We start from the raw sequence: 12,405 nt of genomic DNA, 5'->3' as shown, positions 1-12,405 counted from the left end.
CGGGTTACGTTGCGGCGCCTGTGCGCGTCATGCCTATGACGGAGCAGCTTCCAGGGAGGTAACAACATGGCCGGCCCCCATCCCGCGGACCTGATCGCCCATGCCTTCGAGTCCCACCGTGACCGGCTCCGAGCCGTCGCCTTCCGCATGCTCGGATCACACGCCGACGCGGAAGACGTGGTCCAAGAGGCGTGGCTGCGTCTGTCCCGCCAGGACAGCGACACCATCGACAACCTCGGCGGCTGGCTGACCACCGTGGTCGGCCGCATCAGCCTCGATGTCCTGCGGTCGGGCCGGACGCGCCCAGAAGTCTCCTTCGACGACCAGCTGCCCGAATTCACCGTGACGCTCGACGACGCTCCTGCTCCGGAAGACCTAGTGGCACTCGGGGACTCCGTCGGCCTCGCGCTGCTCACGGTCCTCGACTCGCTGCGCCCTGACGAACGGCTGGCGTTCGTGCTGCATGACGTGTTCGCGGTGCCCTTTGCGGAGATCGGCATCATTCTCGGCAAATCCGCCGACGCGACCAAAATGCTCGCCAGCCGCGCGCGCAGGAGAATACAAGCCGCCCAGCAGCCGGCAAGCGCCGAGCGACAACAACGCGAGGTGGTCCAAGCCTTCCTGGCCGCGGCCCGCGACGGTCAGTTCGAGCAGCTACTGCAGGTCCTCCACCCCGAAGTGAAGTTCACCGTCCACACCCCGAACGGCACGTTCGTCACGCTCGGAGCCACCGAAGTCGCCACCCGCGCGCGAGTGGCTGGCAGCGCAGCACGAGCACATGCGGCCACCGTCAACGGCCACCCCGGCGTCGTCTCCTGGAGCAAGGACGGCACCCCGCTCTCCCTCCTCACCTTCACCGTCGCCGACGGCCACATCACCGAGATCACCGCCCTGGTCGACCCGGCCAAACTCGCGCTCATAGACCTGCCAGAGCCGGTGTGACTCACTACCGGTGAAGGCCGCGCCTACTCGAAGTGGTCCACGCCTGATCCCGCCGAGACCTTGAACTTAGCCTCTGAGAAGACCTCACTGGCGGCCGGTTGAAATCCGTGCCGCACAGTCGGGCCATGACTTGAGGGCGAGGGGCGGGGGTGGGAATGAGGATCCTCCTTAAGGGGATTCGCGGAGGGGGTCGCTGGGGCGCGGCAAGCGGGAGCGGTGGATAGCCCTACCTCCTGCTCCGAAGGCGTACGCGGTGAAAGGTCGAGCTGGGTTGATCACGAGCCCGAGCAGACGGTCGAATTCGGTCCGCTCGTCCTGCTTCACGATCTCGTGCGCGTTGCCGAGGTCTTCACTTCGAGCTGCTCCATGAACGGGGCGAGGAAACGCTGGATGGTTTCGGGTGCTTCCTCGTAAGTCTGGTCGTACTCCAGGAAGCGTGAGTGTTGGGCCTGCAGTTCTTCGAGGTCGGCCCGGTTGCCTGGAAGATCAGGTTTCGTTCCTCCGGGGTGAAGGAGCCGCCGTCTCGGTGAGACCAGGTGCCGAGGAAGTGCTTGAAGGTCGAGTTGCAGAGTAGGGCGACGATCTCGGGGTGCGCTACGCGCTGGGGCATGCAGGGTGCTCCTGACCACGACGTACGGGAACGCCCTCCGGGCGAACATCTCGCACGTCGTACGTGCGGCGTACGGGAAGTCCCTTCCCACAGCCGCTGCGCTCCTCGGTTCCAACCCGCCCTCCCTGTGTGCGATGCCCGGCGTGGAAGCCAACAGCAGCCAGGGAGCGGTCCGTAGGGTTTCGCCCGACACCCTCGGTGGCCGCCGAACTTCAACCTTGGTAGTGGGGCCGCTCTCGTGGTGGCCACAGGGCTTCAGGCGAGGGCGATAGGCGCCCGCTCCCCAGCGCCGCGCATTCTCCCGAGGGACATGGGACAGTCCCTCTCGGGCATTCGCGTCCGCGAAGTTGATCAGGCGATCCGGGGGCTCTGCTACAGCCAGTCCTTCTTCTTGAAGACCACGTACAGGCTCACGCACACCACCGCCATCAGCAGCACCGCGAACGGATACCCGCCCGCCCAGTGCAGCTCCGGCATGTTGTCGAAGTTCATGCCATAGATGGTTCCGACGAGTGTGGGTGCAAACAAGATCGCCGCCCACGAGGAGATCTTCTTGATCTCCTCGTTCTGTTCGAAGCCGGCTTCCGCCAGTGCGCGCATTTCCGCGTTCTGTTGTTGGGTGACCAGGGTCGCGTTGACCGTGAGGATGTCCGTGAGGGCCTGGCGGAAGCCGTCGACGCGTTCGCTGGTGTGGGTGACGTGGTCGGCGACGTCGCGGAGGTAGCGCTGGAGTTCCTCGTCCGTGCCGTATTTGGCGAAGCCGGCCATCAGGCCGTGGAGCATGCCCACCAGGGGGCGGGTGGCTCGTTGGAACTCGACCATTTCGCGGGAGAGTTCGTAGATGCGGCGGGAGACCGCCGGGTCGCCGCCGAAGACCTCCGTCTCGATCTCGTCGATGTCGTTCTGGACGCCGGCCACCACCGGGGCGTAGCCGTCGACCACCGCGTCGAGGATCGCGTACAGGACGGCTTCCGGGCCCAGGGCGAGGAGGTCCGGGTCCTCCTCCATGCGGCGGCGGACCGTGGAGAGGTCGGGGGCCGCGCCGTGGCGGACGGTGATGAGGAAGTCGGGGCCCACGAAGATGTGGAGTTCGCCGAACTCGACCTCCTCCTGGGCGTCCAGGTAGCGGGCGGCGCGCAGGACGACGAAGAGGGTGTCGCCGTACCGCTCCAGCTTGGGGCGCTGGTGGGCCTCAAGGGCGTCTTCCACCGCCAGTTCGTGCAGGTCGAACTCGGCTGCCAGGGAGTGGAGTTCCGCCTCCGTCGGGCGTTGCAGGCCGATCCACGCCATGCCGTCGGGGTGCTCGCGCAGCTGGCGGAACGTGTCCGCGAGTGTGGCGGGGGAGGAGACCCGTCGGCCGTCGCGGTAGAGGCTCGCCTGCACCACGCTCGGCCGGTCGGTGGCGCGGGGCTCCGACGCGGGCTCGGACTGCGGTTCCGGATGGCGGCGCCAGGCCGCGCGGGGACGACGGTCGGACACCGGCCTTCGCCTCCTCTGGTGGGTGTCGTCGACGGGATCTCTGGGGCTTTCGGCATGATATATGGCAGTTACCGGCGCGGCTTGGTGCGGTCCGCGCTCAGTGGATTCCGCATTGCGGACCGGATCTGTCCGCAAGGGTCGGTAGTTTTCTCGTATGGCCTCCACGACGAAGCACCCGGTCCTCACCCCGCGCGCCCTGAACCGCGCCACCCTCGACCGTCAGCTGCTCCTCCGCCGCGCCCCGCTCGGCGTCGAGGACGCCGTGGCCCATCTGCTCGGTCTCCAGGCGCAGAACACCAAGCCCCCGTACTACGCCCTCGCCGCCCGCCTCGACGGCTTCCGGCCCGAGCAGCTGTCCGCGCTCATGGAGTCCCGCGCCGTCGCCCGGATCGTGACCATGCGCTCCACCGTGCACACCCACACCGCCCGGGACGCCGTCGCCCTGCGCGGGCTCGTGCAGAGCGGGGCCATCGACCGCGAGCTCGCCATCTTCGTCGGCCGCAAGGGGCTCGACGGGGTCGACCTCGAGCGGCTCGCCCGCCTCTCCCGCTCGCTCGTCGAGGACAGCCCCCGTACGCCCAAGCAGCTCCGTGACGAGCTCCTGAAGGAGTGGCCCCACGCCGACCCGCCGTCCCTCTCCCTCGCCGCCCGCTGCCTCCTCCCCCTCGTCCAGGTCACCCCGCGCGGCCTGTGGGGCCGCGGCGGGCAGGTCGCCCTCACCACCACCGACGCCTGGTTCGGGGACGCCGTCCCGGCCGAGGCCGCCGACACCGACGAGACCGTGCTGCGCTACCTCGCCGCCTTCGGGCCCGCCTCCGTCAAGGACATGCAGACCTGGTGCGGCCTGACCCACCTCCGCGAGGCCTTCGAGCGGCTCCGGCCCCGGCTGCTCGTCTTCCGGAACGAGCGCGGCACCGAGCTCTTCGACCTCCCCGACGCGCCTCGCCCCGACGAGGACACCCCCGCCCCGCCCCGCTTCCTGCCCGAGTTCGACAACCTGCTCCTGTCGCACGCCGACCGCACCCGGGTCGTCACCCCCGAGCTCCGCTCCCGTACCTGGCAGGGCAACCGCGCCTTCTCCGTCTTCCTCCTCGACGGCATGCTCGCCGGGATCTGGCACCTGGACGAGGCCAAGGACCGCACCACCCTCACCATCGAGCCCTTCGCGCCCGTGACGCGCGCCCAGCGGGCCGAGCTCGCCGCCGAGGCCGAGCTGACCCTCCGGATCATGACCCCGCCGGGTACCCCGTACGACATCGTTCATCACTGAGGCGGAGACAGAGGAGGAGACAGTGAGGGTGGATGCGGTGCCTCGGATGACCGCGGGGGAGGTCGAGGCCGTCCTGCGCCCGGCCGGCTGGGCCCCCGGGCGGGACATCGGCGCGCGACTGCCCGCGCTCCTGTCCTTCGTGACCGACCGATTCGCCGAGGAGGGCCATCCGGTCGAACCGTTCCCGGCCGCTCAGGACTTCGTGCGCGAATTCGGCGGGCTGCGCCTGGAGATTCCCGGTACGCCGCCCGACGCCGTCGGCTTCACACCGCACTGGATCTACGAGGAGAGCGGCGAGGACGTCGCCGAGCTCGCCCGAAACCTCGGGAAGCGGCTCTTTCCCGTCGGGTACGAGACGTTCGACGGCGCCATGCTCCTCATCGATGAGACCGGGCGCTTCTTCCTCCTGCACCACACCGGCCCCTACTTCCTCGGAGCGAACACCTACGAGGCCGTCAGCTGTCTGCTGCGCGGGCCCCAGCAGGAAGCGCGGGATTACTTTTCCTGACCAGGGTCGCGCTGATCCGAGTCCCGTGGACCCGAGTCCCGTGGACCCGGGCGCCGTGGACCCGAGTCCCATCGACCCGAGTCCCGGCGATGCGTGTGCCGCCACCGCGACCACTCCTTACGGCAGCATCCCCGCCCTCCGCGCCGCCACCACCGCCTCCAACCGCGTGTGCGCGCCCAGTTTCCGCATCGCCGAGCGCAGATAGCCCTTCACCGTCTCCGGCCGCAGCCCGAGGCGCGACGCCGCCGACGCGTTCGTCGCCCCCGAGGCCACCGCCGCCAGGACGTCCTTCTCGCGCGGGGTCAGCGACACCGCCGGTACGGGCGGTCCCGGGACCGGCGACTCCGCCGTTCCGGAGGCCGTCTCCAGGCGGCCGCACACCGCGAGCAGCCGCTCCCGCAGCTCCGGATCCGCCACCCGGGGCGCCAGCGCGCGCAGCTCCCCGTGCGCCTGCCGCACCTCCTCCCAGGACGGTTCCGAGGGCGGCGGGGTCAGCAGCTGCCGGACCTCGTCCCGTACCGCGAGCGCCTGCTCCACGTCCCGCGCCGCCGCGACCGCCGCGTCGAAGACCCGCTCGCCGATCGGCAGCGCGTCGCGCAGCGCCCCGTACATCACGCCGCGCACCTTGCGGCGGACCACGACCGGCACCGCGATCACCGACCGCAGCCCCTCCGCGGAGACGGGCACGTCGTACTCGTGCGTGATGTGCCGCGCCGAGGGGTAGTCCGTCACCGCGCACGGCCGCGAGAGGGCCAGGCACTTGCCCCCGAGCCCCGAGCCGGCCGAGATCGCGAGCCCGTGCAGCGCCGGGGTCACCGCCCCGGTCAGCTCGGCGATCCGCAGGACGCGGCCGTCCTGGAGCAGCCCCCCGAAGACCACCGGGAGACCGGTCGCACGGCGCAGCCGCAGCAGCGCGCCGCGCAGCTCCACCGATTCGACGTGCTCGCGCACCGTTCTCTCCCCGCTGTCCGTTGGGCTGTACGGCCGGTTCACCCCCGAACGGGGGTAGTGAGACCTGGGTCACCGATTACACGATGTCCGGGACCGGTCCCGCAACGAGGAGGACACATGACGGCAGCGAGCGCCACCGGCGCGACGGAGACGTTCCGGGCGGCCCGGGACTTCCTGCTCCACCATCGCGAGGACTACGAGACGGCGTACGAGGGCTTCGCCTGGCCCCGGCCCGACCGATTCAACTGGGCGCTCGAATGGTTCGACGTCATCGCCGAGGGCAACGACAGAACCGCCCTGCACATCGTCGAGGAGGACGGCTCCGAGACGAGGGTCGCCTTCGCGGAGATGTCCGCCCGCTCGAACCGCGTCGCGAACTGGCTGCGCGCCCAGGGCGTCCGCGCCGGCGACCGGATCATCGTCATGCTCGGAAACCAGGTCGAGCTGTGGGAGACCATGCTCGCCGCGATGAAGCTGCGCGCCGTCGTCATCCCCGCCACCCCCCTCCTCGGCCCCGCCGACCTCCGCGACCGCGTCGAGCGGGGCCGCGCCCGCCACGTCATCGTGCGCGCCGAGGACACCGCCAAGTTCGACGACGTCCCCGGCGACTACACCCGCATCGCGATCGGCGGCGACGGGGTGAGCTGGCTCGGTTACGAGCACGCCGCCCAGGCGTCCGCCGACTTCGAGCCCGACGGCGTGACCTTCGCCGAGGACACGCTGATGCTGTACTTCACCTCCGGGACGACCGCCCGCCCGAAGCTCGTCGAGCAGACCCACACCTCGTACCCGGTCGGCCACCTCTCGACGATGTACTGGATCGGTCTCAAGCCCGGGGACGTGCACCTCAACATCTCCTCGCCCGGCTGGGCCAAGCACGCCTGGTCCAACCTCTTCGCGCCGTGGAACGCGGAGGCGACCGTCTTCATCCACAACTACACGCGCTTCGACCCGGCCCGTCTGATGAGCGAGATGGACCGGCACGGCGTCACCAGCTTCTGCGCCCCGCCGACCGTGTGGCGGATGCTGATCCAGGCCGACCTCGGGCAGTTGAAGACCCCGCCGCGCGAGGTCGTGGCCGCAGGCGAGCCCCTCAACCCCGAGGTCATCGAGTCGGTGCGGCGTGCCTGGGGCGTCACCATCCGGGACGGCTTCGGCCAGACGGAGACCGCCGTGCAGGTCTCCAACAGCCCTGGCCAGCGGCTCAAGGAGGGCTCCATGGGCCGCCCGAGCCCCGGCTTCCGCGTCACGCTCGTCGATCCGGTGAGCGGGCGTGCGGACGTGGAGGAGGGCGAGATCTGTCTCGACCTTTCGGCCAACCCGGTGGGCCTGATGACCGGTTACCACGGCGATCCGGAGCGTACGGCCGAGGCGATGGCGGGCGGCTACTACCGGACCGGTGACATCGGATCGCGGGACGAGGACGGGTACATCACGTACATCGGGCGTGCCGACGACGTCTTCAAGGCCTCCGACTACAAGATCAGCCCCTTCGAGCTGGAGAGCGCCCTCCTGGAGCACGAGGCCGTCGCCGAGGCGGCCGTCGTCCCCGCCCCGGACCCGCTGCGGCTCGCCGTTCCCAAGGCGTACGTCGTCCTCGCGGCCGGCTGGGAGCCGGACGCGGAGACCGCGAAGGCCCTCTTCGAGCACTCGCGCGCGGTCCTCGCCCCGTACAAGTGCATCCGGCGCATCGAGTTCGCCGAGCTGCCCAAGACCGTCTCCGGGAAGATCCGGCGCGTCGAACTGCGCCGGCTCACCGCCGAGGGCGGCGGCACGGAGTACACCGAAGGAGAGCGGGCATGACGCGGGTGCCGACCACGGAACTCTCCTACGCGCATGGGGTGTCCGGCACCGCCCTCCTCGGCGACACTGTCGGCGCCAACCTGGACCGGGCTGTCGCCGCCTGGCCCGACCGGGAGGCGCTCGTCGACGTCGCCGCCGGCCGGCGTTGGACCTACGCCCAATTCGGAGCCGACGTCGACCGGTTGGCCGACGCGCTGCTCGGCAGCGGCGTCCGGAAGGGCGACCGGGTCGGGATCTGGGCGGTGAACTGCGCCGAGTGGATCCTCGTCCAGTACGCCACCGCCCGCATCGGCGCGGTCATGGTCACCATCAACCCCGCCTACCGCGCCCACGAGTTGGCGTACGTGCTCAACCAGGCGGGCATCTCCCTGCTCTTCGCCACGCTCACCCACAAGACGAGCGACTACCGGGCCATGGTCGAGGAAGTGCGGGGCGAGTGCCCGCAGTTGCGGGAGGCCGTGTACTTCGGCGATCCGAGCTGGGACGCGCTCCTCGACCGTACGGCCGGCGGGCTGCGCCCCGAGCCGCTCGCCTGCGACGAGCCGGTCAACATCCAGTACACCTCCGGGACCACGGGCTTCCCGAAGGGTGCCACCCTCTCCCACCACAACATCCTCAACAACGGTTATTTCGTCGGGGAGATGATCGCCTACAGCGAGCAGGACCGGATCTGCATCCCCGTCCCGCTCTATCACTGCTTCGGCATGGTGATGGGCGCCCTGGCCGCCACCTCGCACGGCGCGTGCATGGTGCTCCCGGCGCCGTCCTTCGACCCCGCCGCCACCCTCCGGGCCGTGCAGGAGGAGCGCTGCACCTCGCTGTACGGGGTGCCGACGATGTTCATCGCCGAGCTCGGGCTCCCCGACTTCGGCACGTACGACCTCTCCACCCTCCGTACCGGCATCATGGCCGGGTCGCCGTGCCCGGTCGAGGTGATGAAGCGGGTCGTCGCCGAGATGAACATGGCGGAGGTGTCGATCTGTTACGGCATGACCGAGACCTCACCCGTCTCCACCCAGACCCGGCGCGACGACGACCTGGAGCGCCGCACCGGGACCGTCGGACGGGTCCTGCCGCACGTCGAGGTCAAGGTCGTCGACCCGGCGACCGGACTGACCGTGAAGCGCGGCACGGCGGGGGAGCTGTGCACCCGCGGCTACAGCGTGATGCTCGGCTACTGGGACGAGCCGGAGAAGACCGCCGACGTGATCGACGCGGGCCGCTGGATGCACACCGGTGACCTGGCGGAGATGCGGGAGGACGGCTACGTCCGGATCGTCGGCCGCATCAAGGACATGATCATCCGGGGCGGGGAGAACGTGTACCCGCGCGAGATCGAGGAGTTCCTCTACGGGCACGCCAAGATCGCCGACGTCCAGGTCGTCGGCGTGCCCGACGAGCGCTACGGCGAGGAGATCCTGGCCTGCGTGATCCCCCGCGACCCGGCCGACCCGCCGGGCCTGGAGGAGATCACCGCCTTCTGCCGCGACCGCCTCGCCCACTACAAGATCCCGCGCAGGGTGGAGATCCTCAGCGAGTTCCCCATGACGGTCAGCGGGAAGGTACGGAAGGTGGAGCTGCGGCAGCGGTACGGCGAGGGCCTCTAAGACGTCGTTTCCCATGGTCCGTACGGCCTTGCTGGGCCATCGATGCCTTTGGTGGGCATCGGGAAGAGCTTCGTGGTGAGCTGAGCCGTGCAGGGGGCCGGGCTGAAGGTTGCCGGGGACGGGAAGTGTGCGGTGTTCGACAAACGTGGATGCTGTTGTCGTTCAGCGTGAGGCGGGGGAAGGAAGAGGCACGGACGATGCTGTTCTCGGTTCCGGATCAGGCCTGGTGGTGGATCGCCGCTGCGGCGACCGTGGCGGCCGTGATCACGTTCGTGGTGCTGCCGCCTGAGCCCGACGAGGTGCCAGAAGCGGTCCGAGCCGCAGTCGAGCGGAACAGGAGGGCTGGCAAGTGGGGTGCCTATCTCGGGGTCCCCGTCCTCTGTGCCATGGCCGGTCTGACAGCGCTGGTCAGGCCGGAACCGGCGCCAGTCGTCCTGTTCCTGTACAGCGTTGCGGCCGGATCCATGCCAGTTGCCCTGCTCCCGATCCGGCGTCGGATGTATCGGCACTACTTTGCCCAGCTGCAGACCCCCGGGAGCAAAATCACCTTGGACCGCCTTTCGGCCACCTGGCTCTACAGCATCCTTGGCATTGCGGTCCTCGCATCGACTGCGGCAGTGATGTCGGCGACGTACGAGCCCAGGGGTCTTTGAAGCACCGCCCTAACCGGTGAGTCGTCGGTAGTTGATGAGGCTGGTGGCGATCGCCGTGAAGGCGAGGAAGTGCTCGGGCTTGCGCTCGTAGCGTCGGTGGAGCCGGCGACAGCCAGCCAGCCAGGACATGGTCCGTTCGACGACCCATCGGTGGCACCCGAGCCGCCCGGAGGTCTCGATGCCGCGGCAAGCGATCCGTGGCGTGATGCTGCGGGAACGGAGCCATTGCCGCAGGTGGGGGTAGTCGTAGCCGTTGTCTCCGTGGAGTTTGTCGGGCCGGCGGCGACGGGGTCCGCGGCGGCTGCGGATCGGCTGCGGAACAACTCCCACAACTCATCCGGCACCAACCGCTCAGCGAGACTCGCCATGCTCAGCACAACGACCCAAACCGCCAAAAGAAGCGATGTCTAAGGCGCCGCTTGGACCTCGCCGACCCCCGGGAGCTCTTGAACCTCCCCGAATTCCCGGGCCTCCCCGACGTCCTGGAAGTCCTCGGCCTCCTGGGAGTCGTCGACCTCCCCGAAGTCCTCTACCTCCCGGCGCATGCACACCCGGGGCCAGACCGAGAGGCCGTGGGCCGCCTCCGCCCGGCTGATGGCCCGCAGGCCGGCCGTGAGCGCCGGGTCGGAGTCGGCGAGGGGGCGGAAGCCGAGCCGCGTGTAGTACGGGGCGTTCCACGGGACCTCGGCGAAGGTCGTCAGGGTCAGTGCCGTCAGGCCCTGCTCCCTGGCGGCCGCCGCCAGGTGCTCGATCAGCTGCCGGCCGACGCCGCGGCGGGCCGCGTCCGGGTGCACCGACACCTGCTCGATGTGGGCGGAGCCGTCGACCGTGTCGGCCAGCAGATACGCGACCGGGCGGTCGGCCGCGTCCACCGCCACCCACGCCCGGCCCTCGCAGCGGTATGCCTCCAGGACGTCCAGGGGCAGGGGGTCGTCGTCGGCGATCGCCGCCATGCCGAGAGAACGGAACGGCTCGCCCGCCGCCCGTTCGATGTCCTGGAGCAGCGGGAGTTCGGCCGGAGCGGCCGCTCTGATGCGCATACGACAGTATGGCGCGGGGTCAGGGAGCGGCGTGGCCCGTCCTCCCACCCGGCTCCGGGGGCGGCCTGTTCTCGTCCGCCTCCCGTGGGCGGTCGAGCAGCCCGCCGTCCCGGGAGAAGCGGGGCAGGAACATGGCCAGCGCCGGATCCCCGTACAGCGCCACGTACAACTGGACGAGGCGTCCGTCCGTCACCTCGCGCCGGTGGGCCGGCAGCGGATGCCGCTCCCGCAGGCCGGCGAGCAGCTGCCGCGCGGCCCGCGTCGCCGGCGGCAGGCGCAGCAGCGCCGCCGCGAGGAGGACGGGGAGCAGGGCGACCACGAGCGTGACGACGGGGCCCACGCCGTCGTACCCGCCTCCGCGCCCGTGGGGTGCCCAGGAGACGAGCAGCCCGGCGGCGACCGTCAGCGGGACGCAGGCGAGCAGGACGCGCGCGGCCCGCAGCCGGGCGGGCGGCCGGAGCAGACCGGCCCGGCCGAGCTCGCCGTGCAGGGCGTCCACGGCCCGGCGCGCCTCGGGGCGCAGGGCGAGCGCCCGCAACGCCAGGGCCCGGTGCAGCGCCCCGTGGACACCGAGCTGTACGGGGTCACGGGTCCGGCCAGGCCCTCCGTTGGCCCGAATCGTACGTTTGCGGCCTGCGGCGACCGCCCCGCGCTGGTGGAGCGCCACGAGCGCGACCGTGACGGCCGCCCGGCGCCCTCCCCGCAGCAGCGCGAGGGCCTGCGGTGGCGGTTCGGCGCCCGCGGTCCACGCTCCGCTTTCCTGGCTGCGGGTTCGCAACAACCCGGCGGCGAGCGCCAGTTCCGCGCAGGCCACCCCGATGAACCACCACATCGCCGTCGACATGACGCCACCCCCCGAGGGTGTTGTGCCCGGGGGAGCGTGATCGTCACGCGTGAATGGCCGGTTTCGGATGGCGAGGTGTCGTGGGCGGGGTGTGGAGGGAGCCGTACGGGAGGGTACGGAGGGGTACGGGCGGATACGGGAGGGTCAGGCGCCGTCGGCGGCCAGTTCGTCGGCGGCGTGGTTGACGGGCTGCGGGGTGCCCGTCAGGTCGAGGACGAAGAGCGGGAGGCCTATCTCGGCGGCGCGCTTGCGTGCCTCCGGGGTGTAGCCGGCCAGGGAGAAGAAGACGCTCACGCTCGTGGTGGGGGTGCTGAGGCCGTTGAGCCAGAGGCATTCGACGGCCCGCAGTCCGGCGGGCCGCGTGCTCGGATCCACCTGGGCGACGAGGCCCGGCGCCCGGAGGTCCACGCCGGAGGCGGGCCGGTCCTCGGGCTGGACCACGTCCCGGAAGCCGAGCCAGCGGAGGTACCCGGCGGCCGCGGCGACGGCGTCCCGCGCGGTCCGGATGGTCACCGGGCGGAAGGCGTCCCGCATCGGCGCCGGGCGCGGGGCCGTGGGCGGCAGCGGGATGTGCGAGGGGTAGCGCTCGGCGAACGTGCGGTGCGCGCGGGGCGGCATCTCCCGGCCGCCGGGCACACCCTCGTCCCGGCCGGTGGGGCCCGAGCCGAACCACTCCGAGCCGTGCTCGAACGCCCGGG

At 70.8% G+C, this 12,405-nt stretch carries 11 protein-coding genes and 1 pseudogene; 6 read left to right on the top strand and 6 right to left on the bottom strand.

Features of this window, described 5'->3' with window-relative positions; genetic code table 11:
* Nucleotides 1–66: 66 nt before the first annotated feature.
* Nucleotides 67–942: a sigma-70 family RNA polymerase sigma factor gene (locus ASC82_RS15510; protein WP_056647552.1), complete on the top strand. Its 876-nt coding sequence runs from the start codon at nt 67–69 to the stop codon at nt 940–942.
* Nucleotides 943–1,924: 982 nt separating this feature from the next.
* Here ASC82_RS15510 and ASC82_RS15505 read toward each other — a convergent pair.
* Nucleotides 1,925–3,031: a magnesium and cobalt transport protein CorA gene (locus tag ASC82_RS15505; RefSeq protein ID WP_056647549.1), complete on the bottom strand. Its 1,107-nt coding sequence runs from the start codon at nt 3,029–3,031 to the stop codon at nt 1,925–1,927.
* Between the two features lie 154 nt (nt 3,032–3,185).
* Between ASC82_RS15505 and ASC82_RS15500 the strand changes: the two genes are divergently transcribed.
* On the top strand, nt 3,186–4,301 hold the full coding sequence (locus ASC82_RS15500; protein ID WP_056647546.1) for a winged helix DNA-binding domain-containing protein: 1,116 nt from the start codon (nt 3,186–3,188) through the stop codon (nt 4,299–4,301).
* Nucleotides 4,302–4,347: 46 nt separating this feature from the next.
* The gene (locus ASC82_RS15495) at nt 4,348–4,809 is read left to right on the top strand and encodes an SUKH-3 domain-containing protein (RefSeq protein ID WP_056647543.1); all 462 of its coding nucleotides are present in this window, start codon (nt 4,348–4,350) and stop codon (nt 4,807–4,809) included.
* A 117-nt stretch (nt 4,810–4,926) separates the two neighbouring features.
* On the opposite strand, the gene ASC82_RS15490 is transcribed toward ASC82_RS15495, so the two are convergent.
* Nucleotides 4,927–5,760 carry a helix-turn-helix transcriptional regulator gene (locus ASC82_RS15490; protein ID WP_056647541.1) on the bottom strand — a complete coding sequence of 278 codons (834 nt, stop codon included), beginning with the start codon at nt 5,758–5,760 and terminating at the stop codon, nt 4,927–4,929.
* 117 nt (nt 5,761–5,877) lie between these two features.
* Here ASC82_RS15490 and ASC82_RS15485 point away from each other — a divergent pair, with 117 nt between their 5' ends.
* The 3 genes from ASC82_RS15485 to ASC82_RS15475 all read left to right on the top strand — a co-directional run bounded on the left by ASC82_RS15485 (nt 5,878) and on the right by ASC82_RS15475 (nt 9,823).
* On the top strand, nt 5,878–7,563 hold the full coding sequence (locus ASC82_RS15485) for an AMP-binding protein (protein ID WP_056647538.1): 1,686 nt from the start codon (nt 5,878–5,880) through the stop codon (nt 7,561–7,563).
* Entirely contained in the window at nt 7,560–9,170 is a 1,611-nt protein-coding gene (locus ASC82_RS15480; protein ID WP_056647534.1) for an AMP-binding protein, read from the top strand. Before ASC82_RS15485 ends, ASC82_RS15480 begins: the two co-directional genes overlap by 4 nt.
* A 149-nt stretch (nt 9,171–9,319) precedes the next feature.
* On the top strand, nt 9,320–9,823 hold the full coding sequence (locus tag ASC82_RS15475) for a hypothetical protein (RefSeq protein ID WP_056647531.1): 504 nt from the start codon (nt 9,320–9,322) through the stop codon (nt 9,821–9,823).
* A 9-nt stretch (nt 9,824–9,832) separates the two neighbouring features.
* Here the strand turns inward: ASC82_RS15475 and ASC82_RS15470 are convergent.
* From ASC82_RS15470 to ASC82_RS15455, 4 genes and pseudogenes are all read right to left on the bottom strand, one after another.
* A pseudogene (locus ASC82_RS15470) lies at nt 9,833–10,123 on the bottom strand (transposase); the annotation flags it as partial.
* A gap of 107 nt (nt 10,124–10,230) precedes the next feature.
* On the bottom strand, nt 10,231–10,863 hold the full coding sequence (locus tag ASC82_RS15465) for a GNAT family N-acetyltransferase (RefSeq protein WP_242427661.1): 633 nt from the start codon (nt 10,861–10,863) through the stop codon (nt 10,231–10,233).
* A gap of 19 nt (nt 10,864–10,882) precedes the next feature.
* Nucleotides 10,883–11,707, bottom strand: a complete 825-nt coding sequence (locus ASC82_RS15460; protein ID WP_056647527.1) for a TIGR04222 domain-containing membrane protein — start codon at nt 11,705–11,707, stop codon at nt 10,883–10,885.
* A gap of 144 nt (nt 11,708–11,851) precedes the next feature.
* Complete coding sequence (locus ASC82_RS15455) at nt 11,852–12,343, bottom strand: hypothetical protein (RefSeq protein WP_242427688.1); 492 nt, start codon at nt 12,341–12,343, stop codon at nt 11,852–11,854.
* Nucleotides 12,344–12,405 lie beyond the last annotated feature (62 nt).

It is taken from the genome of Streptomyces sp. Root431, assembly GCF_001426585.1.
Taxonomy (GTDB): domain Bacteria; phylum Actinomycetota; class Actinomycetes; order Streptomycetales; family Streptomycetaceae; genus Streptomyces; species Streptomyces stackebrandtii.
The sequence above is the reverse complement of the archived record's forward strand: the minus strand, read 5'-3'. Positions and strand labels throughout refer to the sequence as shown.

Excerpts from the sequence above, each read along its gene's own strand:
- ASC82_RS15465 (WP_242427661.1), bottom strand. The coding sequence starts at position 10,863 with ATGCGCATCAGAGCGGCCGCTCCGGCCGAACTCCCGCTGCTCCAGGAC.
- ASC82_RS15510 (WP_056647552.1), top strand. The coding sequence starts at position 67 with ATGGCCGGCCCCCATCCCGCGGACCTGATCGCCCATGCCTTCGAGTCC.
- ASC82_RS15500 (WP_056647546.1), top strand. The coding sequence starts at position 3,186 with ATGGCCTCCACGACGAAGCACCCGGTCCTCACCCCGCGCGCCCTGAAC.
- ASC82_RS15475 (WP_056647531.1), top strand. The coding sequence starts at position 9,320 with ATGCTGTTGTCGTTCAGCGTGAGGCGGGGGAAGGAAGAGGCACGGACG.
- ASC82_RS15485 (WP_056647538.1), top strand. The coding sequence starts at position 5,878 with ATGACGGCAGCGAGCGCCACCGGCGCGACGGAGACGTTCCGGGCGGCC.
- ASC82_RS15480 (WP_056647534.1), top strand. The coding sequence starts at position 7,560 with ATGACGCGGGTGCCGACCACGGAACTCTCCTACGCGCATGGGGTGTCC.
- ASC82_RS15495 (WP_056647543.1), top strand. The coding sequence starts at position 4,348 with ATGACCGCGGGGGAGGTCGAGGCCGTCCTGCGCCCGGCCGGCTGGGCC.
- ASC82_RS15460 (WP_056647527.1), bottom strand. The coding sequence starts at position 11,707 with ATGTCGACGGCGATGTGGTGGTTCATCGGGGTGGCCTGCGCGGAACTG.